Annotated in this window: 23 protein-coding genes; 12 read left to right on the top strand and 11 right to left on the bottom strand. The window is 32.9% G+C overall.

All coding sequences use genetic code 11. The features are described 5' to 3' along the window. Positions 1–107: 107 nt before the first annotated feature. Both KI230_RS08750 and ccpA read left to right on the top strand, forming a co-directional pair. Positions 108–221 (top strand): hypothetical protein, encoded by a 114-nt coding sequence (locus KI230_RS08750; protein ID WP_001788994.1) that lies wholly within the window; start codon positions 108–110, stop codon positions 219–221. Positions 222–293: 72 nt separating this feature from the next. Beyond that, positions 294–1,283 carry a catabolite control protein A gene (gene ccpA / locus KI230_RS08745; protein WP_000219066.1) on the top strand — a complete coding sequence of 330 codons (990 nt, stop codon included), beginning with the start codon at positions 294–296 and terminating at the stop codon, positions 1,281–1,283. Between the two features lie 97 nt (positions 1,284–1,380). Here ccpA and KI230_RS08740 read toward each other — a convergent pair whose 3' ends face one another. Then, positions 1,381–2,550 carry an acetoin utilization protein AcuC gene (locus tag KI230_RS08740; RefSeq protein ID WP_001184008.1) on the bottom strand — a complete coding sequence of 390 codons (1,170 nt, stop codon included), beginning with the start codon at positions 2,548–2,550 and terminating at the stop codon, positions 1,381–1,383. 24 nt (positions 2,551–2,574) lie between these two features. After that, positions 2,575–3,207, bottom strand: coding sequence for a GNAT family N-acetyltransferase (locus KI230_RS08735; protein ID WP_001016008.1), 633 nt, complete (start codon positions 3,205–3,207; stop codon positions 2,575–2,577). A gap of 168 nt (positions 3,208–3,375) precedes the next feature. Here KI230_RS08735 and acsA point away from each other — a divergent pair, with 168 nt between their 5' ends. Next, positions 3,376–5,082 carry an acetate--CoA ligase gene (gene acsA, locus KI230_RS08730; protein ID WP_000862083.1) on the top strand — a complete coding sequence of 569 codons (1,707 nt, stop codon included), beginning with the start codon at positions 3,376–3,378 and terminating at the stop codon, positions 5,080–5,082. Positions 5,083–5,521: 439 nt separating this feature from the next. After that, positions 5,522–7,189 carry a formate--tetrahydrofolate ligase gene (locus KI230_RS08725; RefSeq protein WP_000149403.1) on the top strand — a complete coding sequence of 556 codons (1,668 nt, stop codon included), beginning with the start codon at positions 5,522–5,524 and terminating at the stop codon, positions 7,187–7,189. 244 nt (positions 7,190–7,433) lie between these two features. On the opposite strand, the gene KI230_RS08720 is transcribed toward KI230_RS08725, so the two are convergent. Further along, positions 7,434–7,523: a hypothetical protein gene (locus tag KI230_RS08720; protein ID WP_031796276.1), complete on the bottom strand. Its 90-nt coding sequence runs from the start codon at positions 7,521–7,523 to the stop codon at positions 7,434–7,436. Here KI230_RS08720 and harA point away from each other — a divergent pair. Further along, entirely contained in the window at positions 7,522–10,209 is a 2,688-nt protein-coding gene (gene harA / locus KI230_RS08715; protein WP_001032765.1) for a haptoglobin-binding heme uptake protein HarA, read from the top strand. The two genes, KI230_RS08720 and harA, sit on opposite strands and share 2 nt — an antisense overlap. A gap of 130 nt (positions 10,210–10,339) precedes the next feature. Beyond that, the gene (locus KI230_RS08710; RefSeq protein WP_031761401.1) at positions 10,340–10,432 is read left to right on the top strand and encodes a hypothetical protein; all 93 of its coding nucleotides are present in this window, start codon (positions 10,340–10,342) and stop codon (positions 10,430–10,432) included. On the opposite strand, the gene KI230_RS08705 is transcribed toward KI230_RS08710, so the two are convergent. Continuing rightward, positions 10,412–11,317, bottom strand: coding sequence for a transglycosylase domain-containing protein (locus tag KI230_RS08705; RefSeq protein ID WP_000184370.1), 906 nt, complete (start codon positions 11,315–11,317; stop codon positions 10,412–10,414). The genes KI230_RS08710 and KI230_RS08705 overlap by 21 nt on opposite strands. A gap of 380 nt (positions 11,318–11,697) precedes the next feature. Here KI230_RS08705 and tyrS point away from each other — a divergent pair, with 380 nt between their 5' ends. Continuing rightward, positions 11,698–12,960: a tyrosine--tRNA ligase gene (gene tyrS, locus KI230_RS08700; protein ID WP_000186029.1), complete on the top strand. Its 1,263-nt coding sequence runs from the start codon at positions 11,698–11,700 to the stop codon at positions 12,958–12,960. A gap of 93 nt (positions 12,961–13,053) precedes the next feature. Here the strand turns inward: tyrS and KI230_RS08695 are convergent, their stop codons facing one another. Further along, complete coding sequence (locus KI230_RS08695) at positions 13,054–14,328, bottom strand: S1C family serine protease (RefSeq protein WP_001279338.1); 1,275 nt, start codon at positions 14,326–14,328, stop codon at positions 13,054–13,056. Between the two features lie 171 nt (positions 14,329–14,499). On the opposite strand from KI230_RS08695, the gene KI230_RS08690 reads away from it, so the two are divergent. The 3 genes from KI230_RS08690 (at position 14,500) to KI230_RS08680 (ending at position 17,948) form a co-directional block, all read left to right on the top strand. Further along, entirely contained in the window at positions 14,500–15,117 is a 618-nt protein-coding gene (locus tag KI230_RS08690) for a lysophospholipid acyltransferase family protein (protein WP_000287588.1), read from the top strand. 127 nt (positions 15,118–15,244) lie between these two features. Next, complete coding sequence (gene nagE, locus KI230_RS08685) at positions 15,245–16,711, top strand: N-acetylglucosamine-specific PTS transporter subunit IIBC (protein ID WP_000276367.1); 1,467 nt, start codon at positions 15,245–15,247, stop codon at positions 16,709–16,711. Between the two features lie 106 nt (positions 16,712–16,817). After that, positions 16,818–17,948, top strand: a complete 1,131-nt coding sequence (locus KI230_RS08680) for an HAD family hydrolase (protein ID WP_000721707.1) — start codon at positions 16,818–16,820, stop codon at positions 17,946–17,948. On the opposite strand, the gene KI230_RS08675 is transcribed toward KI230_RS08680, so the two are convergent. The 4 genes from KI230_RS08675 to KI230_RS08660 all read right to left on the bottom strand — a co-directional run bounded on the left by KI230_RS08675 (position 17,909) and on the right by KI230_RS08660 (position 21,409). After that, a complete protein-coding gene (locus KI230_RS08675; RefSeq protein ID WP_031761395.1) occupies positions 17,909–18,004 on the bottom strand; it encodes a hypothetical protein in 96 nt (31 codons plus the stop codon). The genes KI230_RS08680 and KI230_RS08675 overlap by 40 nt on opposite strands. A gap of 93 nt (positions 18,005–18,097) precedes the next feature. After that, positions 18,098–19,702 (bottom strand): phosphoglycerate dehydrogenase, encoded by a 1,605-nt coding sequence (gene serA, locus KI230_RS08670; RefSeq protein WP_043044397.1) that lies wholly within the window; start codon positions 19,700–19,702, stop codon positions 18,098–18,100. After that, the gene (locus KI230_RS08665) at positions 19,689–20,849 is read right to left on the bottom strand and encodes a pyridoxal-phosphate-dependent aminotransferase family protein (protein WP_000291417.1); all 1,161 of its coding nucleotides are present in this window, start codon (positions 20,847–20,849) and stop codon (positions 19,689–19,691) included. The genes serA and KI230_RS08665 overlap by 14 nt, the downstream gene beginning before the upstream one ends. 113 nt (positions 20,850–20,962) lie before the next feature. Further along, positions 20,963–21,409, bottom strand: coding sequence for an OsmC family protein (locus tag KI230_RS08660; RefSeq protein ID WP_043044395.1), 447 nt, complete (start codon positions 21,407–21,409; stop codon positions 20,963–20,965). A gap of 79 nt (positions 21,410–21,488) precedes the next feature. On the opposite strand from KI230_RS08660, the gene KI230_RS08655 reads away from it, so the two are divergent. Continuing rightward, positions 21,489–22,232 (top strand): glycerophosphodiester phosphodiesterase, encoded by a 744-nt coding sequence (locus tag KI230_RS08655; RefSeq protein WP_214958251.1) that lies wholly within the window; start codon positions 21,489–21,491, stop codon positions 22,230–22,232. Between the two features lie 214 nt (positions 22,233–22,446). Here the strand turns inward: KI230_RS08655 and rpsD are convergent, their stop codons facing one another. Beyond that, positions 22,447–23,049 (bottom strand): 30S ribosomal protein S4, encoded by a 603-nt coding sequence (gene rpsD / locus KI230_RS08650; RefSeq protein WP_043044394.1) that lies wholly within the window; start codon positions 23,047–23,049, stop codon positions 22,447–22,449. A 243-nt stretch (positions 23,050–23,292) separates the two neighbouring features. Further along, positions 23,293–23,757 carry a free L-methionine (R)-S-oxide reductase MsrC gene (gene msrC / locus KI230_RS08645; protein WP_000207845.1) on the bottom strand — a complete coding sequence of 155 codons (465 nt, stop codon included), beginning with the start codon at positions 23,755–23,757 and terminating at the stop codon, positions 23,293–23,295. Positions 23,758–23,893: 136 nt separating this feature from the next. On the opposite strand from msrC, the gene ezrA reads away from it, so the two are divergent. Continuing rightward, positions 23,894–25,588 (top strand): septation ring formation regulator EzrA, encoded by a 1,695-nt coding sequence (gene ezrA / locus KI230_RS08640; RefSeq protein ID WP_000244865.1) that lies wholly within the window; start codon positions 23,894–23,896, stop codon positions 25,586–25,588. The last annotated feature ends 63 nt before the right edge of the window (positions 25,589–25,651 follow it).

The raw sequence follows: 25,651 nt of genomic DNA, 5'->3' as shown, positions 1-25,651 counted from the left end.
TATCTGTAAAATATAATAGATTCACACATTTGTTGCTGAAATGTGAACATTTTTCAACAAATGCAATTGATATTTGAAAAGGCTTTCTCAAAACATTACAATTAAAAATGAAAAAAGTTTATATAAAATTAAAATATATCGTTCGTTATCATTTAGCGTTTGTTTTTATTTCAAGTTTTTCGCTAAATTTTTCCAAACAAAAATATGTTACTGTAAATTAAAATATGGTAAACTATGAAAATGAAATGAAAACATGTTATTATAATGAATAAAACGTTTACAAGGAGGAAATTATGACAGTTACTATATATGATGTAGCAAGAGAAGCGCGTGTCTCTATGGCCACAGTGTCGCGTGTTGTTAATGGGAACCAAAATGTTAAAGCAGAAACTAAAAATAAAGTTAACGAAGTCATTAAGCGTTTGAATTATCGTCCAAATGCTGTTGCTAGAGGTTTAGCTAGTAAAAAGACAACAACAGTAGGTGTGATCATTCCAGATATATCTAATATCTATTATTCACAACTTGCTCGTGGACTTGAAGATATTGCAACAATGTATAAATATCACTCAATTATTTCAAATTCAGATAACGATCCTGAAAAGGAAAAAGAAATTTTTAATAACTTATTAAGTAAACAGGTTGATGGTATTATTTTCCTTGGTGGTACAATTACTGAAGAAATGAAAGAATTGATAAATCAATCATCTGTACCTGTAGTAGTATCAGGAACAAATGGTAAGGATGCACATATAGCATCAGTTAATATTGATTTTACTGAAGCTGCGAAAGAAATTACGGGAGAATTAATTGAAAAAGGCGCTAAATCATTTGCTTTAGTAGGTGGAGAACATTCTAAAAAAGCTCAAGAAGATGTTTTAGAAGGTTTAACTGAAGTGTTAAATAAAAATGGTCTTCAATTAGGTGATACATTGAATTGTTCTGGTGCTGAAAGTTATAAAGAAGGCGTAAAAGCTTTTGCCAAAATGAAAGGTAATCTTCCAGATGCTATATTATGTATCAGTGACGAAGAAGCTATTGGTATTATGCATAGTGCAATGGATGCTGGTATTAAAGTTCCAGAGGAATTACAAATTATTAGTTTCAATAATACACGTTTAGTTGAGATGGTTAGACCACAACTTTCTAGTGTTATTCAACCATTATATGATATCGGTGCAGTAGGGATGCGCTTATTAACAAAATATATGAACGATGAAAAGATAGAAGAACCAAATGTAGTTTTACCTCACAGAATTGAATACCGAGGAACTACAAAATAAATTCACAAAATTAGGCATTCATCTAACGACCCGAATTATATGGGTGTTGGAAGAATGCCTTTTATTTATCTTTTAAAATCGTTGCAGATTAGGTTACTTATTGACGAGTAGATTCGTACCAACTCGCTATATGTAAAGCTAATTTTTTATTTTTTTCACTAATTTCTTTTGTGCGGGGGACATAGGTATAATCATTTAAACGATCTTCCCATCTTTTAGGTAATAATTCAGATGAATAATGTTTCCATTTATTAATCCATTCTAACGGTAAATAACCACTTTGAATTGGTTGATCAATTAAACTTAAGAATACATGACTCCATGCACGTGGTACGACTCTCCAAATATTGTAGCCTCCGCCACCAAACATAATTACCTTTCCATTCGTATAAGTATCAGCTAAATATTTTACAAAATATGGGATTTCATATAATGAATGTAACGTACAATTTAGATGAGTTAGTGGATCACGATAATGTATATCGACACCATTTACGCTTAGAATAATATCAGGTTTAAAACTCTTTACGACAGGCTCAACTGTTAATTTAAAACACTCCAAAAATGATGCATCTTCTGTATACGGTTCAAGTGGGACATTTACAGTGTGTCCATAGCCGATATCTTCACCGCGTTCAGTATAGTGACCAGAGCCTGGGAAAAGAAACTTTCCGGTTTCATGGATAGAATAAGTAGTAACATGGTTATCGGCATAGAAACTCCATTGTGTACCATCTCCATGATGTGCATCGGTATCTATGATTAAAACGCGTTGATTGTATTCTTTAGCTAAGTATTGTGCGGTAATTGCAATATCATTGTATATACAAAAACCACTTGCTCGACCAGGTTGAGCGTGATGCAAACCACCACCTAAGTGACAACCATTTAATACTTTGCCTGACATAATAAGATCTGCTAAAGTTAAAGCGCCTCCAACAATTGTGGCACTATGGCGGTGCATATGCTTAAATTGACCATTCTCTTCATCATTTAATCCATATTTCTTAGCCTCATCTTCACTGATAATGCCATGTGAAGCATGCTTAATAGCTTCGACGTAATCATATTTATGAATTAACATTAATTCGTCATCTGTTGCAATTCTAGGTTGTACTATTTGTTCTGGAGACAATAAATTTGCATTCAAAAGTAGCTCTGTTGTTAATTTTAAACGCATTTGATTGAAGGGATGTTGGTCATGAAATCGATATTGTAATAACTTATCTGAATAAACATATGCAGTTTTTGATGAATGTTGTTGCATATAATCCCTCCGATATTCCAAAAATTAAAAGAAAAACCGATTCATATAACGAATATCATCAAACGCTTGTTGCTGTTCTAATGTAATGTTTTTGCCAATTCTTGCCATTAAACAATTAGCTGGATGACTTGTTATTTCTGGATCATCTGTAGCGAATATTTCAAGTCCACCAGTTGCCATTAACCGCTGCATTAATTTTTTATAGTCAAATACATCTAACTTTGAATTTTTTAAATCCCAATGCCAGTAATATTCTGTAGTTATAACGATATAATTCTCGAATTCTGGTGTAGAAAGGCTAAGTTGTATCAGCTTTTCTGCAAGTTGTAATTGCCTAAAATTGATGCTGACTTCAATTGCCCCCAATTCGATTAAATATGGAAGGTTACCTGTAGACCAGCGCTCAATTTCATCAGGATAGTGGAAAGTGACATAACCCACAATGAGTTGATCTTGGCGAGCAACATAAATTCTACCTTCTGGTAATGTTGTAATTTCTAACAAAGCTTCATACTGATCTTCAGCATCTCTAAATGCGGTTAAATGCGCATCGAAAGTAAGCGCTTTCAAATCTTCGTATGTTAAAGGACCTTCAATAACAAATTGCTTGTCATGAATGTAATAATCTTCGGATTGATACGTCTTTAAATGATTCATATTTTCAACTCCTCAATCGACGTCGTGATTGTATTAAATTCATTATATAGAAAATTTACAATAATTAATACTAGAAAAAGGATAAAAGTAAAAATTTTGAATAATTAGAAATGTTATGTATAATATTGAGAAAGAAAGCGTTTTCACATAACAAAGGGGGAGTTTCAAATGAAAGTCGAAGTTTATAAAGGAGCGCAAGGTAAACATAACCTTAAAGATTATGAAGAAACATATAATACTTTTGATTGGAAAGACGTAGAACAAGCATTTTCTTGGAGTGAAACTGGAAAAATGAACATGGCATATGAATGCATAGATCGCCATGTAGATCAAGGATTAGGGGATAAAATAGCGTTAAATTACAAAGATGAGCACAGAAAAGAATCGTATACTTATAAAGATATGCAACGGTTATCTAATAAAGCAGCGAATGTTTTGTCTGAACATGCAGAAGTTGACAAAGGTGACAGAGTATTTATATTTATGTCGCGTACACCTGAACTATATTTTGCGTTGTTAGGTGTTTTAAAAATTGGTGCAATTGTTGGGCCGTTATTTGAAGCATTTATGGAAAAGGCAGTTGCGGATAGATTAGAGAACAGTGAAGCTAAAGTGTTAATTACTAATAAGGCATTGTTACCTCGAGTACCTGTAGATAAATTACCAAACTTGAAAAAAATTGTTGTCGTAGATGAGGATGTAGAAGACAATTACATAGACTTCATTAGTTTGATGGAAACTGCTAGCGATGAATTTGACATTGAATGGTTAAAGTCGGATGATGGTTTGATTTTACATTATACATCAGGTTCTACTGGGCAACCTAAAGGTGTATTGCATGTTCAACAAGCAATGTTAGTGCACTATATTTCTGGAAAATATGTATTAGATTTACAAGAAGATGATGTTTATTGGTGTACAGCAGATCCAGGTTGGGTTACAGGAACATCTTATGGTATTTTTGCACCATGGTTAAATGGCGCTACAAATTGTATAGCTGGTGGTCGCTTTTCGCCAGAACAGTGGTATAGTATGATTGAAGATTTTAAAGTGACGATTTGGTATACGGCACCAACAGCTTTAAGAATGTTAATGAGTGCTGGTGACGATATTGTTGAGAAATATGACTTGTCATCGTTACGTTCGATTCTATCAGTAGGTGAGCCTTTAAATCCTGAAGTTATAAAATGGGCGAAAAAAGTATACGGTTTAACGGTGTTAGATACTTGGTGGATGACAGAAACAGGTGGACATATGATTGTTAACTATCCAACGATGGACGTCAAGCTTGGCTCAATGGGCAAACCATTACCTGGTATTCAAGCTGCAATTATCGATGATGCAGGGAATGAATTACCACCAAATCGAATGGGCAACCTTGCTATAAAAAAAGGCTGGCCATCAATGATGTATCGTATCTGGAAGAATCCAGAAAAATATAAATCATATTTTATTGGAGACTGGTATGTATCTGGTGATTCGGCATATAAAGATGAAGATGGTTACTTCTGGTTCCAAGGACGTGTTGATGATGTAATTATGACAGCTGGTGAGCGAGTTGGACCATTTGAGGTTGAGTCTAAATTGGTTGAACACGAAGCAGTTGCCGAAGCAGGAATTATTGGTAAACCTGATCCGGTTCGCGGTGAAATAATTAAGGCGTTTGTTGCACTGAGAAAAGGATATGAACCAACAGACGAATTAAAAGAAGAAATTCGTATATTTGTTAAAGAAGGTTTGTCGGCACATGCAGCACCACGTGAAATCGAATTTAAAGATAAATTACCTAAAACACGGTCAGGTAAAATTATGAGACGTGTATTAAAAGCTTGGGAATTAAATTTAGATGCTGGGGATTTAAGTACAATGGAATAATGACATGAATGTTATTGAAGATTTCTTTCGAAGAATAAAGGGATACAACATATTTCATGTTAATGTTTAAATATTAGTTTACTTTATGATAAGCAATATAAAGAGCTGTTAACTTGTGTCATATCATTTCGTAGAAAGCATTTGAAAATGATGACATAACAATAATGGCATATCTTTATATTGCTTTTTATTTTTAATATGATCTTTGGAATATGACTATTTTAAATAATAGAAAAATATAGTTATCAATAGTATCAAGCGCTAAAAGTTGTATAATACAAAACTTTAATAAGTGAATTTATTGCAAAAATGAAAGCGCTAACCCGATTTAGTCGACAAGTTTTTAACAGTTCGTTATTATATGAATGTAAGTAAAAATTTCTTAGCTACAACTTACATATTATAAATGCATAAATTAAACAAAAAGGGGCGAAAAAAGTTGACTCATTTATCAGATTTAGATATTGCGAATCAATCAACACTACAACCAATTAAGGATATTGCTGCATCAGTAGGTATTTCAGAGGATGCATTAGAACCTTATGGTCATTACAAAGCTAAAATCGACATTAATAAAATTACGCCAAGAGAAAACAAAGGGAAAGTTGTTTTAGTAACTGCGATGAGCCCAACACCAGCTGGTGAAGGTAAATCAACGGTTACAGTTGGTTTAGCTGATGCATTCCATGAGTTAAATAAAAACGTTATGGTTGCATTAAGAGAGCCTGCTTTAGGACCAACATTTGGTATTAAAGGTGGTGCGACTGGTGGTGGTTATGCGCAAGTCTTACCTATGGAAGATATCAACTTACATTTTAATGGGGATTTCCATGCGATTACAACTGCTAATAATGCATTGTCTGCGTTTATAGATAATCATATTCACCAAGGTAATGAATTAGGAATCGATCAAAGACGTATTGAATGGAAACGTGTATTAGATATGAATGATCGTGCACTTAGACATGTAAACGTTGGGTTAGGTGGACCTACAAATGGTGTACCACGTGAAGATGGCTTTAATATTACAGTAGCGTCTGAAATTATGGCGATTTTATGTTTAAGTAGAAGTATTAAAGACTTAAAAGATAAAATTAGTCGTATTACTATTGGTTACACTAGAGATCGCAAGCCAGTTACAGTTGCAGATTTAAAAGTGGAAGGTGCACTTGCAATGATTTTAAAAGATGCAATTAAACCAAACTTAGTACAATCAATTGAAGGGACACCTGCATTAGTTCATGGTGGACCATTTGCGAATATCGCACACGGTTGTAACTCAATTTTAGCAACTGAAACAGCACGTGATTTAGCTGATATCGTTGTAACGGAAGCTGGATTTGGTTCAGACTTAGGCGCTGAAAAATTCATGGATATTAAAGCGCGTGAAGCAGGATTTGATCCGGCAGCTGTCGTTGTTGTTGCGACAATTCGTGCGTTAAAAATGCATGGTGGTGTAGCGAAAGATAATTTAAAAGAAGAAAATGTAGAAGCAGTAAAAGCAGGAATTGTTAATTTAGAGCGTCATGTTAATAATATTAAAAAATTCGGTGTAGAACCGGTTGTTGCAATTAATGCATTTATACATGATACCGATGCAGAAGTAGAATATGTAAAATCTTGGGCTAAAGAAAATAACGTACGAATTGCCTTAACTGAAGTTTGGGAAAAAGGTGGTAAAGGTGGCGTTGACTTAGCAAATGAAGTATTAGAAGTCATTGATCAACCTAATTCATTTAAACCTTTATATGAATTAGAATTACCATTAGAGCAAAAGATTGAAAAGATTGTGACTGAAATCTATGGCGGTTCAAAAGTAACGTTTAGCAGTAAAGCGCAAAAACAATTAAAACAATTTAAAGAAAATGGTTGGGATAATTACCCAGTATGTATGGCGAAAACACAATATTCATTCTCAGATGATCAAACGTTGTTAGGTGCACCATCAGGATTTGAAATTACAATTCGTGAATTAGAAGCGAAAACAGGTGCAGGATTTATCGTAGCGTTGACAGGTGCAATCATGACTATGCCTGGTTTACCTAAAAAACCAGCAGCATTAAACATGGATGTTACTGATGATGGTCATGCAATTGGGTTATTCTAATAAATCATGTCAATTGTTTAATAAAGATAAGTAAATAGTTTAATAGACCGGACTGTTGGAGATGCATTATTTCAGCAGTTCGGTTTTTTGCTGTGCTAAAAATAGATTCCATTTGGCGAATCTAACGACAATGTTTGAAGGTGGTTAATTAATGTATATGAAGATAAAAAGTGGGTTTGAAGAATAGGAAAGCGATGTAATGAATATTCATATTAAAAATTTTTAATAAAATAGGTTGCAATATTTAATTGGAGTGCGCTACAATTAACACTAATAATTGATATTGATAATTATTATCAATTAAATACAATCTTATAGGAGTTGTTAACAACATGAACAAACATCACCCAAAATTAAGGTCTTTCTATTCTATTAGAAAATCAACTCTAGGCGTTGCATCGGTCATTGTCAGTACACTATTTTTAATTACTTCTCAACATCAAGCACAAGCAGCAGAAAATACAAATACTTCAGATAAAATCTCGGAAAATCAAAATAATAATGCAACTACAACTCAGCCACCAAAGGATACAAATCAAACACAACCTGCTACGCAACCAGCAAACACTGCGAAAAACTATCCTGCAGCGGATGAATCACTTAAAGATGCAATTAAAGATCCTGCATTAGAAAATAAAGAACATGATATAGGTCCAAGAGAACAAGTCAATTTCCAGTTATTAGATAAAAACAATGAAACGCAGTACTATCACTTTTTCAGCATCAAAGATCCAGCAGATGTGTATTACACTAAAAAGAAAGCAGAAGTTGAATTAGACATCAATACTGCTTCAACATGGAAGAAGTTTGAAGTCTATGAAAACAATCAAAAACTGCCAGTGAGACTTGTATCATATAGTCCTGTACCAGAAGACCATGCCTATATTCGATTCCCAGTTTCAGATGGCACACAGGAATTGAAAATTGTTTCTTCGACTCAAATTGATGATGGAGAAGAAACAAATTATGATTATACTAAATTAGTATTTGCTAAACCTATTTATAACGATCCTTCACTTGTAAAATCAGATACAAATGATGCAGTAGTAATGAATGATCAATCAAGTTCAGATGCAAGTAATCAAACAAATACGAATACATCTAATCAAAATACATCAACGACCAACAATGCTAATGATCAATCGCAGGCAACGACCAATATGAGTCAACCTGGACAACCAAAATCGTCAGCGAATGCAGATCAAGCGTCAAGCCAACCAGCTCATGAAACAAATTCTAATGGTAATACTAACGATAAAACGAATGAGTCAAGTAATCAGTCGGATGTTAATCAACAGTATCCACCAGCAGATGAATCACTACAAGATGCAATTAAAAACCCGGCTATCATCGATAAAGAACATACAGCTGATAATTGGCGACCAATTGATTTTCAAATGAAAAATGATAAAGGTGAAAGACAGTTCTATCATTATGCTAGTACTGTTGAACCAGCAACTGTCATTTTTACAAAAACAGGACCAATAATTGAATTAGGTTTAAAGACAGCTTCAACATGGAAGAAATTTGAAGTTTATGAAGGTGACAAAAAGTTACCAGTCGAATTAGTATCATATGATTCTGATAAAGATTATGCCTATATTCGTTTCCCAGTATCTAATGGTACGAGAGAAGTTAAAATTGTGTCATCTATTGAATATGGTGAGAACATCCATGAAGACTATGATTATACGCTAATGGTCTTTGCACAGCCTATTACTAATAACCCAGACGACTATGTGGATGAGGAAACATACAATTTACAAAAATTATTAGCTCCGTATCACAAAGCTAAAACGTTAGAAAGACAAGTTTATGAATTAGAAAAATTACAAGAGAAATTGCCAGAAAAATATAAGGCGGAATATAAAAAGAAATTAGATCAAACTAGAGTAGAGTTAGCTGATCAGGTTAAATCAGCAATGACGGAATTTGAAAATGTTACACCTACAAATGATCAATTAACAGATGTACAAGAAGCGCATTTTGTTGTTTTTGAAAGTGAAGAAAATAGTGAGTCAGTTATGGACGGCTTTGTTGAACATCCATTCTATACAGCAACTTTAAATGGTCAAAAATATGTAGTGATGAAAACAAAGGATGACAGTTACTGGAAAGATTTAATTGTAGAAGGTAAACGTGTCACTACTGTTTCTAAAGATCCTAAAAATAATTCTAGAACGCTGATTTTCCCATATATACCTGACAAAGCAGTTTACAATGCGATTGTTAAAGTCGTTGTGGCAAACATTGGTTATGAAGGTCAATATCATGTCAGAATTATAAATCAGGATATCAATACAAAAGATGATGATACATCACAAAATAACACGAGTGAACCGCTAAATGTACAAACAGGACAAGAAGGTAAGGTTGCTGATACAGATGTAGCTGAAAATAGCAGCACTGCAACAAATCCTAAAGATGCGTCTGATAAAGCAGATGTGATAGAACCAGAGTCTGACGTGGTTAAAGATGCTGATAATAATATTGATAAAGATGTGCAACATGATGTTGATCATTTATCCGATATGTCGGATAATAATCACTTCGATAAATATGATTTAAAAGAAATGGATACTCAAATTGCCAAAGATACTGATAGAAATGTGGATAAAGATGCCGATAATAGCGTTGGTATGTCATCGAATGTCGATACTGATAAAGACTCTAATAAAAATAAAGACAAAGTCATACAGCTGAATCATATTGCCGATAAAAATAATCATACTGGAAAAGCAGCAAAGCTTGACGTAGTGAAACAAAATTATAATAATACAGACAAAGTTACTGACAAAAAAACAACTGAACATCTGCCGAGTGATATTCATAAAACTGTAGATAAAACAGTGAAAACAAAAGAAAAAGCCGGCACACCATCGAAAGAAAACAAACTTAGTCAATCTAAAATGCTACCAAAAACTGGAGAAACAACTTCAAGCCAATCATGGTGGGGCTTATATGCGTTATTAGGTATGTTAGCTTTATTCATTCCTAAATTCAGAAAAGAATCTAAATAATTAACTAAATATAGCATATGTATGGTTAACTTTGTAGACAATGTGAAAGCAATTAATTTATAAACTATTGATTGGTTTAATGGCTTTTCTTTAGAGTAAATAAAAAGAACAGCAGTGAGAAATTTTCTAATTGAAAATAATCTTACTGCTGTTTTTAATATTTGGATGCATTGTTGTGGTTACTTTAAAAAGTGAGCATCAATTAACGCTTTTTTCGATTTAACAAATGTGATTTAATATCATATTTTAATGCGTCGTTGTATTCTTTTTCAGTGATTTGATCTTCGATTAACATACGCTTTAATACATAATGTTGTCTTTGAATACTATATTTCAAATCTTTATCCGATTTTAATGTTCCATCTTTTTCGTAGGGTGTATAGCCATAAGGGCTTTGCAACAAACCGATAAGGTATGCAGATTGTGCAATTGATAAATCTTTTGGTGGAATACCAAACAAACTATATGAAGCGGATGCAATTCCGGAAATATTAGCGCCATTATAATCTCTACCGAAGGGAACTATATTTAAATATGTATATATAATTTCATCTTTTGAGAGTAGGTGTTCTAATCTAATTGCTAGGCGAAGTTCATTTGCTTTTCTACTATATGTTTTTTCGTTGGTAAGAACTTGATTTTTAACAAGTTGTTGTGTAATTGTGCTACCACCTGAACTTTGATCAGTATTAAAAATATCTTGTATCATTGCTCTTAAAATCGCCTTTGGTAAGATGCCATCATGTTTATAAAATAAAGTGTCTTCAGATGACGTTAATGCTTTAATGACATTTGGACTTGATGTTTTAGGGCCTATAATGAGTGAGTTTTGAGAATGGTTATACTCATATAATAAATTTTTGTTATTATGATCTAATAATTCATCGCCAGGTATTTGTCGAACTTTTTTTATTAAAGCATCATCTGATAATGAGTCGGACGTTTTAGTTAAATGATGAAAATATAAAGACATCGCAATCACAGCGATAGCAACGATGGCAATGAAAATCATAAATATAAAAACAATGACATGTTTGATAGCTTTATATATCTTTTCAAAATGATATATACGATGATTCAATTGATGATTGTTGTCTTGATTCGTCATCTTTAACCTCCTAAATTACGTATAGTATACCATATTTAAGCAATTTGACTTTTATTTTAACGTTAATTATAATTAGGGAAAATGCATAAAGAATAGGATAAAAGGACAAGTAATATTATTTGAAATCATCAGAGAGCTAGTGGTCGCTGTGAACTAGTGTTTTTAATAATATGAATACACCTTTATAACTAACATGTCCTACGTTTATTAATGAACGTATCATTAATAGAGTGAACATTATCTTATGATTATGTTTAAGTTTGGTGGTAACGTGCAATCGCGCCCTTACATATTTGTTGTAAGGGTTTTTTTACGTTCAAAAAACTTTAAAGTATTTTAACAAGTATTCAATAAATAATTATAAATAGGAGGAAATAATAATGACGAATGTATTAATTGAAGATTTAAAATGGAGAGGTCTTATTTATCAACAAACTGATGAACAAGGTATTGAAGATTTATTAAATAAAGAACAAGTGACGTTATACTGCGGTGCCGATCCAACGGCAGATAGTTTACATATTGGTCACTTACTACCATTCTTAACATTAAGACGTTTTCAAGAACATGGACATCGTCCTATCGTTTTAATTGGCGGTGGTACAGGTATGATTGGTGATCCATCAGGTAAATCAGAAGAACGTGTGCTACAAACAGAAGAACAAGTAGATAAAAATATCGAAGGTATTAGTAAGCAAATGCACAATATTTTTGAATTTGGAACAGACCATGGTGCAGTGCTTGTTAATAATAGAGATTGGTTAGGACAAATTTCATTAATTAGCTTTTTACGTGACTATGGTAAACACGTCGGCGTTAATTACATGTTAGGTAAAGATTCAATCCAAAGTCGTTTAGAACATGGTATTTCATATACAGAATTCACATACACGATTTTACAAGCTATTGATTTTGGTCATTTGAATAGAGAATTGAATTGTAAGATTCAAGTAGGTGGATCAGATCAATGGGGTAATATCACAAGTGGTATTGAATTAATGCGTCGTATGTATGGTCAAACAGACGCATACGGTTTAACTATTCCGCTTGTAACTAAATCAGATGGTAAGAAATTTGGTAAGTCTGAGTCAGGTGCTGTTTGGTTAGATGCTGAAAAAACAAGTCCTTATGAATTTTATCAATTCTGGATTAATCAATCAGACGAAGATGTAATTAAATTCTTAAAATACTTTACTTTCTTAGGGAAAGAAGAAATTGATCGCTTAGAACAATCTAAAAATGAAGCACCGCATTTACGTGAAGCTCAAAAAACATTAGCTGAAGAAGTAACTAAATTTATTCATGGTGAAGATGCATTAAATGATGCAATCCGTATTTCACAAGCATTATTTAGTGGTGATTTAAAATCATTATCAGCGAAAGAATTAAAAGATGGATTTAAAGATGTGCCTCAAGTGACATTATCAAATGACACAACAAATATCGTTGAAGTCCTTATTGAAACAGGCATTTCTCCTTCTAAACGACAAGCACGTGAAGATGTTAACAATGGTGCGATTTATATTAATGGTGAGAGACAACAAGATGTTAATTATGCTTTAGCACCAGAAGATAAAATTGATGGCGAATTTACGATTATTCGTCGCGGTAAGAAAAAATACTTCATGGTTAACTATCAATAAATATAATTGCATAGCTAAATAAATTAGAGCCTACTCATATTCATTCCTAAGAATGTAATGAGTAGGCTCTTAATGTACTTTTCTGTCTGTAAATTATCTAAAGAAATCTCTATCGCCTTGGCCAGGTGATTGACGTTCTGATCGGCTTTGACGTTTTGGTTGTTCTTTTTGTTGTTTTAATTTCACTTTAACTTCTTTTGTTTTACCATCACGGATAACGGTAACAGTGACTGATTCACCAGGTTTTTTATTTTCATATAAATAGCTTCTTAAATCAACATCATCTTTAATTTTCTTGCCATCAATTTCTGTAATAATATCACCTTTTTTAAGATCAATATCACTATCAGCTTTGGCGACATAAATACCGTCTTCTCTATCAGTATGAAGTTGCTCGCGCTCTTCTTCAGGAATATCTTTCAAATTAATTAAACCAATACCAATCGAAGGGCGGTCAATTTTACCATGTTTTACAAGTTGTTCAATTGTTACTTTAACTTCATTACTTGGAATAGCAAACCCGATACCTTCAACTTGTGTCGCAGCAATTTTCATTGAGTTAATACCAACTAAATTACCATTAATATCTACTAATGCGCCACCTGAGTTACCTGGGTTAATAGCAGCATCTGTTTGAAGAACGCTGACTTTTGTATTGCCACCAGTTGTCTCAGCGTCAATCGTACGTTCGCTTGCTGAAATGATACCAGATGTTACAGAGTTAGCAAATTGTAATCCTAATGGGTTACCCATTGCGAATACGCTATCGCCAGTTTGTACTTTTGAAGAGTTGGCGAATTGAATCGCTTTAATACCTTTTGTATTTTCAATTTTAAGTACAGCAATATCAGTTACTGCATCTTTACCAACTAATTTCGCTTTAACTTGTTTTTTATTATGTAATTGGACTCTAATTTCATTTGCGCCATCAATAACATGATTGTTTGTAACGATATAAGCTGAATTGTTGTTTATTTGATAGATAACACCTGAACCTACTCCAGCTTCAGATGGTTTAGATGATTTGCCTTTTAATAAGTCGTCTACACTTGATGCTTTTTGCATGTTAATAACTCCAACAATTGTAGGGGAGACAGATTTTATCATTTCATGAACGGTACCGAATTTCTTGCTTTGACCGTCTAATTGATTGCCACCTTTATTATTTGTTGTCTGGACAGTTGAACCATCTTTATTTAAAATTGTACTATTTAATACTTTGCCTATACCAAGTACTAGAAGTGCACCAATAATTCCAGCAATCAATGCAACGATGACTGTTTTAAACCATGGAAATTTAGGTCTTCTGTATCTAGGTGTTTGGCTATGGTTTGTTGTAGAATGATCTGTATGATTAAAATCTGACATACTTAACCTCCATTATATGATTTATATATGCTTTAATTATGTCTTTTTTTTATAATTATTGCTAGTAATACACTATACAACTTTAGATGTATTTTCAGACTATCTTGTTCTAGTAAAAATATAGTGATAAAATCTAGTTGTTATAAACAAATAAGTTAAGTAGGTGGCACAATGTATTCAGTGATTAGTAAGATTTTGAATTTCATTTTAGTTAAAATGTCAAAATCATTATACGTAATCGGTAAAGATAATATTCCTAAGGATAGTAAATATGTCGTAACTTGTACGCATGAAAGTTATAACGAAGTCATTATGCTAGGTATGGCATTATATCCTAATCAAATTCATTATATGGCTAAAAAAGAATTATTCAAAAATAAATGGATTGGTAAATTTTTAACGTCTTTAAATGCATTTCCTGTAGATCGTGAAAATCCAGGACCTAGTACTTTAAAACGCCCAATCAATTTGTTGAAAGATAATAAGACAGTTGGTATCTTCCCAACAGGTTCTCGCACATCGCAAGAAGGTGCACCTTTGAAACGTGGTGCTTCAACAATTGCAATGTTAAGTAAGTCACCAATATTACCTGTTGCTTATGTTGGTCCTACTAAGATTCATGGTCTTTTAACAGGACAAGCATACATAAATATTGGTAAACCAATCGATATTAACGATTTACCTAAAGATTTAAAACGAAACGAGCGTATCGATTACATTACAAAAGAGATTGAAACACGAACAGCAAAGTTACAACAAGAATTGCATGAAATTGTAAAAAGTTTATAAAATAACTTGAGGTAGAAATATAGCTGGTTAGTAAGCCTAGGTGACTATAACGGAGTATCGAAGTAGTTATTCTAGTTACATTAGTAATCTTTATATTTCTACCTTATTTTAAGAAGGATGACATTCAATGTATAAATTTTTCCAAAATTTAGGGCGTTCGTTAATGTTACCAGTTGCCATTTTACCGGCTGCAGCAATTATTGCCGGAATTGGTAATACGTTAAATGCACTTCATGCGACGCCGAAAATCGCAATGTTCTTTACTACGGTAGGTACTACGATTTTAGAGCAATTAGGTATTTTATTTGCAATTGGTGTAGCTATAGGAATGGCAAAGAAAAATGATGGTGCAGTCGCGCTTGCAGCTACGTTAGGATATTTTTTAGTTACAGTTGTATTATCACCAATGAAATTAGCGCCTTTATTAGGAATGAAAGCTTCGGAAATAAATTCAGCTTTTGAAAAGATGAATAATGGCAATGTCTTTGTTGGTATTGTAATAGGTTTAATAGCAGCCTATGCATACAATAAGTTTAGTGAAACAGAATTACCATTAGCATTATCATTTTTTAGTGGTAAACGTCTAGTTCCAATTATGACTGCATTTTACTGTACTTTTTTAGTTGTCATATTGTTATTCTTATGGCCACTACTTTATTCATGGATTGTAAAATTTGGTGAATCTATAGTTGGTTTAGGATCGTTTGGTGCTTTCATATATGGTGTTGCCAACAGATTATTAATTCCTACAGGATTACATCATGCACTGAATAGTGTGTTCTGGTTTGATACGATTGGTATTAATGATATTGGTAAATTCCAAAGTGGCAAAGATGCTATAAAAGGTATTACAGGACGCTATCAAGCGGGATTCTTCCCAATCATGATGTTCGGTATTCCAGCGGCTGCGTTAGCAATGTATCATACAGCTAAAACGACTCAGAAAAAACAAGTTTACGGTTGGTTCCTAGCGAGTTCAGTTGCAGCATTTTTCGTTGGTGTTACAGAGCCGATTGAGTTTGCATTTATGTTTGTTGCGCCAATCTTATATGTTGTTCATGCGTTATTAACAGGATTATCTTTATTTATCGCAGCTACATTCCATTGGACAGCTGGATTTTCATTTAGTGCAGGTTTGATAGATTATGTGTTATCACTAATTAATCCAGTATCAAATCATCCATTGATGTTGCTTGTTCAAGGTGTTGTATTTTTCATCTTATACTATGTGATTTTCCGTGTAGTAATCCAAGTATTTAACTTGAATACGATTGGTAGAGGTGAAAATGAATTAGTTGATCCAACAGTTGTAAAAGATAATATTGCTCCTGGTGAAAATGATATTAAACAAAGTAAATATCATCAACATGCTATACAAATATTAGAAGGTTTAGGCGGTCAAGAGAATATTGTTAATTTAACTAATTGTGCAACAAGGTTGCGTCTAGAGTTAAAAGACACATCTATTATTGATCAACAGAAAATTAAAAACGCCGGTGCAGTTGGTGTTACTGTTAATGGTAAACATTCAACTCAAGTTATTGTCGGTACACACGTACAGCAGGTTGCTGATGAAATTGAAAAACATTTATAAAATTTAAACAGCTAAAGCGCAAATCCAACTTCAATAGGGTTTGCGCTTTTTTTAGTCAAATAGTAGAATGATTTATATCTGAATTTTCAGAAATGGAGTGGGGATTGTGAAGAAAATTTTATTTGATGTTGATGGCGTTTTTTTAAGTGAAGAACGTTGTTTCGATGTCTCTGCATTAACGGTATATGAATTATTAATGGATAAGTGTTATTTAGGTCTTCATTCACATATAGATTGGGAAACTTTGACTGATAACGATATACAAGACATTAGGAATCGAATTTTTCAAAAAGATAAGATTTTAAACAAATTAAAATCGCTAGGGCTGAATTCAAATTGGGATATGTTATTTATCGTTTTTAGTATTCATTTAATTGATATTTTGAAAAAGTTATCACATGATGAAATTGAGGCATTCATGTATCAAGATGAGCCTGTCGAATTGAAGTTGCAAAATATAAGCACAAACTTAGCAGACTGTTTTAATTTAAATGAACAACTACCTTTACAATTTTTGGATAATGTAAAAGTTGGTAAAAATAATATTTATGCTGCTTTGGAAGAGTTTGCAACAACAGAGTTACATGTTTCGGATGCTACTTTATTTAGTTTGAAGGGTGCATTATGGACGTTAGCGCAAGAAGTTTATCAAGAATGGTATTTAGGATCGAAGTTGTATGAAGATGTTGAAAAGAAAATAGCACGAACTACTTTTAAGACAGGTTATATTTATCAAGAAATTATTTTGAGACCAGTAGATGAAGTTAAGGTACTTCTGAATGATTTAAAAGGTGCTGGTTTCGAATTAGGTATTGCAACAGGTCGTCCTTATACTGAGACTGTTGTGCCATTTGAAAATTTAGGATTGTTACCATATTTTGAGGCTGATTTTATTGCAACAGCAAGTGATGTTTTAGAAGCAGAGAATATGTATCCGCAAGCACGACCATTAGGAAAGCCGAATCCTTTTAGTTATATCGCAGCTTTATATGGTAATAATCGCGATAAATATGAATCTTATATCAATAAGCAAGATAACATTGTAAATAAAGATGACGTATTTATAGTAGGCGATTCGTTAGCTGACTTATTAAGTGCTCAAAAAATAGGTGCAACGTTTATTGGAACATTAACAGGTTTAAAAGGTAAGGATGCTGCAGGTGAGTTAGAAGCGCATCATGCCGACTATGTTATTAATCATTTAGGTGAACTTAGAGGTGTACTAGATAATTTGTAATTTGATTGTTGTTTGACAGCATAACTTGAAGTGAATGATTGAACCAAAGGTTTCATATTGAGTTACAATGAAATTAATAATGAAAAAATGCCAAGAAGCAATGGAAGTAATCCAATGTCTTCTTGGCATTTTGAATTTACATAAATTGTTTATGACTGTACCGTCAATTCAGTTGTGAAAATTTGATTGTATTCACCAACTTGTTTAAGTTCATCAATTATATTGTTTGAAACAGGTTGATCAACGGATAAAATCATTAGCGCATCTCCGCCCGCTTCAGTTCTACCTAAAGTCATAGATGCAATGTTGATATTGTATTTACCTAACAATGCGCCAGTTTTTCCTACCATACCTGGAGTATCATTATGATATGACACAATTTGATATTGATTTGGCTTTAAGTCTACAGAAAAATTATTAATTCTAACAATTCTTGGACCGAAACCTGTAAAGACAGAAGCGCCAACTTTAACGGAATCGCTATCGTTTGATAGTTCTACCTCTAAGTAGTTACTAAAACCTGTCTCTGCTTTATTATTTTCAATATTTAATGTCACTTGTTGTTGATTTAACAACATTAGAGCATTGATAATATTGACTTCAGGACCAAGATCATCTTTTAAAATATGAGTAATAATTGTACGTGTTAATAAACTACTATCAATAGAGGCTAAGTCGCCACCGTACGTAATTTTAATAGAGCTTGGTGCATTGTACATTAATTGAATAGCTAATTCACCAACTGTTTGGCTTAAATTGATGAATGATTTTACAGTATCATCTATATTGCTTAAGTCCATTTTAGGTGCATTCACTGCATGCGTTACAGTACCATCAATTAAAATTTCGATGATTTCATTTGAAACAGAAATTGCCACTTTTTCTTGAGCTTCGACTGTTGATGCACCCAAATGAGGTGTAACAATAATTTTATCATGTGCAACAAGAGGCGAATCAGTTGCAGGTTCATGTTCAAACACATCGATAGCTGCCCGACTAATTTGTCCTTCGTCTAATGCTTTTATTAGCGCCTTTTCATCAATAATACCACCACGTGCCACATTGATTATTTGCAAACTAGGTTTTGCTTTGGCAAAAAAGTCAGCATTAATTAAGCCTTTTGTTTTAGGTGTTAGTGGTGTATGTAATGTAACGAAATCAGAATGTTGGGCAATCTCATCAACTGTTGCCTTCGTAATACTTAAAGATTTTGCTTTTTCATCCGTTAAGTAAGGGTCAAAAGCTAGTATTTTCATTCCGAAACTTTGCGCACGTTTAGCAACACTTAAACCAATTCTACCAGCACCAATGACACCTAATGTTTTATGATAAAGCTCAGTACCTTTAAATGCATTTCGATTCCATTCTTTATTTGTAAGTGATTGGTGTGCTTGCGGAATATTTCGAGCCATTGATAATAACATTGCCAGTGAATGTTCAGTAGCTGAAATCGTATTACCATCTGGGGCATTAATAACTAAAATACCTTTTAATGTTGCAGCATCAATATTAATATTATCTACACCAACACCGGCGCGTGCGATTACTTTTAAAGAATCAGCAGCATTTATGATATTTTCAGTGACCGTAGTTTGACTACGAACGATTAAAGCATGGTATGAAGGTATAATTTTGATTAATGCTTCTTCGGACAAGCCAGTTTGAATATCTACATTAAATTGTTCGTGATCTAATAATGCTTTGATACCATCTTTTGATATGGGATCTGCAACGAGTACATTAAATTGCTTCATGAATAACCTCCATATATTTTGATATACCTTTACCGATATAGTTAACTTTACGGTGTTCAGTTAAAATAATTTCTAAAGCAGATACTACCGATAAAATATCGAAAGGACTAATTTTCCCCATATGACCAATTCTTAAAATTTGACCTTTAAGATGGCCTTGACCACCAGCAATTGTTATTTTAAAGCGATTTTTAAGTTCATCTTTGATTATTTTCACTTCATCATTTGTATTAGGTTTGAATGCTGTAACCGTTGGAGATGCATCTTTATCATTGACTAATAAAGTTAAATCTAATGCTTTTAAGGCGCTTCTTAATGCATTTCTAATTGCATAGTGTCGTGCTATTACGTGATTGAAACCTTCTGCTTTTACGGTTTCAACGTATGCATTTACACCTCTAAATAAAGACACATTTGGTGTGAACGGTGTAGAATTGTCAGCTTGTGACGAAATGTATTTATTTAAGTCTAGATAAAATTTTGGCGTAGTTACTTCTTTGAAACGTTCTTTTGCACGGTGGCTATAAGCTACAAAAGCTAATCCTGGAGGTAACATAATTGCTTTTTGACTACCAGAAACAAGTACATCAATTTTATCTTTGTTAATGTCAACATCAACAGCACCAATGCAACTTACGCCGTCAACTACAAAATAAATATTACTATTAAATTGATTGATGGCATTTCCTAACTCGTGAATAGGGTGTAGCACTGTCGTAGATGTTTCGCAATATTGACTAAATACTGCTTTCACTTCAACATTTAAAGTTGAAAGGAAATTGATGAAATCTTTGACATCTACAGCTTCTCCCCATGTTACGTCATAAATATGCACATTTTTGTAATAAGTTTGTGCAATTTGTTTAAATCGGTTACCAAAGGCACCTGAAACAATGACAACGAAGTGATCTTCAGGGTTTACAATGTTCAACATACTAGCCTCCAAGACGCTTGTACCGCTAGATGTTAAAATAAGTACATCATTTTGACTCCCAAATATTGGCTTTAGACCTTGAAATGCTTGTTGTGCGATGTCTTCAAAATCTTTAGAACGATGACCAACCATAGGTGCTTGAATTTCTCTCATAATGGCATCAGGTACAGGGGTTGGGCCAGGTGTTAATAACAACGGTTGATGATAATACATTTATATGCCTCCTATAAATAAGATTTCACTATTTTAGCAAATTTTCTGAAAATTTAAAAGCCTAAAAAAGTGATAACGCTATATTGTCGAACAAACGTTATCACTTAACGATTTTATTTGGCCTGAATGATGGGATAGATTTTTATGTCCACATTATTTCTTACAGCATTTGAAATCATGCAATTATTATCTGCAATTGTTATCAATTTTGGTAATCGCTTTTCTAATTGTGCTATTTGATCACTTGGAATTTGAATTTGAGGATGGTGCTCAATTTTTGACATACTGAATTTTCCGTTATTTAAACAAGCTGTTCCAATCGATTGTTGTTCAATTGAAATATCTGTGAACTTTGCACGTTCAAGAGTAGCTGCTAATGAGATGATATAACATGATGAAGCGGCTGATACTAACAATTCATCGGGATTTGTTCCTATACCAACACCGCCTAAGGAAGCAGGTATAGAAATATTCTCTGAAAGTATGTCGCCTTGAACGTTTCCGACATTGTTACGACCACCTTGCCAAGAAGTTTGGACTTTAAAGTCATGTTGATGCAATTGCTTTAACCTCCAATATAATTGTGATAGTTTAATTTTAGAATAGTTTATCAAAGTTTAACAGAAAGGTGACTTATCAATGACTCTGAATAAACTGAAAGATGAATTACAAATTGTTTCGCATCGTGGATTGCCGAGTGATTTTCCTGAAAATACAATGGTCGGTTATCGAGAGGTAATGGGGCTCAATGTTGCTATGTTAGAAATAGATGTTCATTTGACCAAAGACCAACATTTTGTTGTGATACATGATGAAACAATTGATAGAACATCGGATGGTAAGGGGCGTATTGCTGATTACACATTATCGCAATTAAAATCATTTGATTTTGGTAGTTATAAAGATGTTGCTTTTAAGGGAGAACGAATACCCACGTTAGATGAAGTACTTTCATTATGCTTAAAGTATGATAAAAAGCTATTGATTGAATTGAAAAGTCCGAATTTATATCCAGAAATAGAATGTAAATTGCTGGCATATTTGGAAGAAAAGAAAGTCGATGCGACACAAGTAGTTATACAATCTTTTGATATCGAATGCATCGAAAAGTTAAACACATTGGGCAGTATATATGAATTAGGTGTGCTTTGTAGTAAACGTAATTATTGGTATAAAAAGCCAAACTTTTCAAGAATTGCTCAAATTGCTAGTTATGTTAATCCTAATTATGCATTAGTGACCAGAAAATTTGTTGATAAAGCACATCATCATCAATTACAGGTTATGCCATACACAGTTAATAAATTGAAAACTGGAGAAAAATTAAGACAAATGGGTGTAGATGGATTAATTACAGATAATCCGAAATTATTTATTAAGTGAGACGATGAATGGTAATTTGATAGAGGGATGAGGATTCGTATATCGCAATTGATAATTTTAAAAACTAATGATGAAATACTAAAGATAATTAAACAAATAAGACTTGTAAATTCTAAGTTGATTGTAAAATAGGGTAGCTCCATATAATCTTGAATCTATCATTTTTAAATTAATAAAAAAACACCCACAATTGTGGGTGTTTGTATTGAACGTATTATCTTGAGTAGTACTCAACGATTAATTGTTCGTTAATTTCAGCAGGTAATTCGCTACGTTCTGGTAAACGTATGAAAGTACCAGTTAAGCTGTCAGCATCAAAGTTTAAGTACTCAGGTACGAAATTGTTGATTTCAACTGATTCAACGATGATGTTTAATTTTTGAGATTTTTCACGAACTGAAATTGTTTGACCAGGTTTAACAGAATAAGATGGAATATCAACACGTTTACCATCTACTAAGATATGACCGTGGTTAACTAATTGACGTGCTTGACGACGAGTACGAGCTAAACCTAATGAATAAACAACAGCGTCTAAACGACTTGCTAATAAGATCATGAAGTTTTCACCGTGTACACCGAATTTTTTACCAGCGATGTCAAATGTGTTACGGAATTGTCTTTCAGTCATTCCATATAAGTAACGTAATTTTTGTTTTTCACGTAATTGTAAACCATATTCTGATAATTTTTTACGTTGGTTTGGACCATGTTGTCCTGGTGCGTAAGGACGTTTTTCTAATTCTTTACCAGTACCGCTTAAAGAGATACCTAAACGACGAGATTTTTTCCAGTTTGAACCTCTGAATCGAGCCATAATAAGACTCCTCCTTTAATTCTTTTTTGTTGTTATGAATAAACAAAAAAGAGTGTTGCATGCTTACTAAGATATATTGTTTTATGTGTCTTCACCTTATAGCGACAGTTACGTGACACGTCCGCATTGGGAACAACATAGCGCTCAATAATATACAACTGCTACTTTCGTTAATTCACACAAAGATTATTGTAACATTTTCCTGCTAACTGTCAACACTTTATTGAAAATGCTGATGTCCTTTTATGCGAGTTGCTTTTCAATAATTTTAACAATTGCTTCAAGATGTTCTTTGTCATTGTCATCAAATCGATCCGTTATAGGGGCATCGATATCTAAGACGCCGATAATTTTATCATCTTTGAAAATTGGAACGACAATCTCAGACTTACTATTAGCATCACAAGCGATATGTCCTTCGAATTGATGAACATCAGCTACAATTTGTGTACGACGTTCTGAAACGGCTGTACCACATACACCTTTTCCAATTGGAATGTGGACACAAGCGGGGTGTCCTTGGAAAGGTCCAAGTATAAGTTCATTTTGTTCCAATAAGTAAAAGCCGACCCAATTAATTTGATCTAGATTATCATTTAATAAGGCAGACATGTTACTTAAAATAGCAATCATGTGATGTTCATCTTCAATAAGGCTTGCTGCTTGTTTCTTTAATAATGTGTAGTTTGTTGGGTTAATTGTTGTCATATTTAAAACCTCTTATTTTCATAGATTTTATAATAGTATAGAATTTCGAAAATATTATGGCAATAAATTCATTTTATAATTTATCCTTAAGCAAAATTACGTTATAATAGTAATGATAAATTAGGAGGAGAAGCATATGGTGTTATATATCATTTTGGCAATAATTGTGATTATATTGATTGCTGTAGGTGTATTATTCTATTTACGTTCAAATAAACGACAAATTATTGAAAAAGCAATCGAACGTAAAAATGAAATTGAGACGTTACCTTTTGATCAAAACCTTGCACAATTATCTAAGTTGAATTTAAAAGGTGAAACAAAAACGAAATACGATGCAATGAAAAAGGACAACGTAGAAAGTACAAATAAGTATCTAGCTCCTGTGGAAGAAAAAATCCATAATGCTGAGGCTTTATTAGATAAATTTAGTTTCAACGCATCTCAAAGTGAAATTGATGATGCAAATGAGTTGATGGATAGTTACGAACAAAGCTATCAGCAACAATTAGAAGATGTAAATGAAATTATTGCGTTATACAAAGATAATGATGAATTATATGACAAATGTAAGGTTGATTATCGTGAAATGAAACGTGATGTTTTAGCAAATCGTCATCAATTTGGTGAGGCAGCAAGTCTACTTGAAACTGAAATTGAAAAATTTGAGCCAAGGTTAGAGCAATATGAAGTACTAAAAGCTGATGGTAATTATGTACAAGCGCACAACCATATAGCTGCCTTGAATGAACAAATGAAACAGCTAAGATCTTATATGGAAGAAATACCAGAATTAATTAGAGAAACTCAAAAAGAATTACCTGGTCAATTCCAAGATTTAAAATATGGTTGCCGTGATCTTAAAGTTGAAGGGTATGATCTGGATCACGTGAAAGTAGACAGTACATTACAAAGCTTAAAAACAGAGCTTAGTTTCGTTGAACCATTAATTAGCCGCTTAGAATTAGAAGAAGCTAATGATAAACTAGCTAATATCAATGATAAGTTAGATGACATGTATGATTTAATTGAACATGAAGTTAAAGCTAAAAATGATGTCGAAGAAACAAAAGATATCATTACGGATAACTTATTCAAAGCTAAAGACATGAATTATACATTGCAAACAGAAATTGAATATGTACGTGAAAACTACTATATAAATGAATCTGATGCTCAAAGTGTTCGTCAATTTGAAAATGAAATTCAAAGTTTAATTTCTGTATATGATGATATTTTAAAAGAAATGTCTAAATCTGCTGTACGATATAGCGAGGTTCAGGATAATTTACAATATTTAGAAGATCATGTCACAGTTATTAATGACAAACAAGAAAAGCTACAAAATCATCTGATTCAATTGCGTGAAGATGAAGCAGAAGCAGAAGACAATCTGCTACGAGTACAATCGAAGAAAGAAGAAGTGTATCGTCGATTACTTGCTTCTAACTTAACAAGCGTTCCTGAAAGGTTTATCATCATGAAAAATGAAATTGATCATGAAGTTCGTGATGTTAACGAACAATTTAGTGAACGTCCAATACACGTTAAACAGTTAAAAGATAAAGTGTCTAAAATTGTGATTCAAATGAATACATTTGAAGATGAAGCAAATGATGTTCTTGTTAATGCTGTTTATGCAGAGAAATTAATTCAATATGGAAATAGATATCGTAAGGACTATAGCAATGTTGATAAGAGCTTAAATGAAGCTGAACGATTATTTAAAAATAATCGCTATAAGCGTGCGATTGAAATTGCAGAGCAAGCTCTTGAAAGTGTTGAGCCAGGTGTCACTAAACATATTGAAGAAGAAGTTATTAAGCAATAGAAACTAGTATGTAGTTATACTTAAATAATATGAGCACTCTGTCAAATTGGACTGATGAGTTTA

The organism is Staphylococcus sp. MZ3 (assembly GCF_018622755.1).
In the GTDB taxonomy this organism is placed as follows: Bacteria; Bacillota; Bacilli; order Staphylococcales; family Staphylococcaceae; genus Staphylococcus; species Staphylococcus aureus.
Note: the sequence above shows the minus strand (reverse complement) of the source record. Positions and strands in the feature narration are given on the sequence as shown.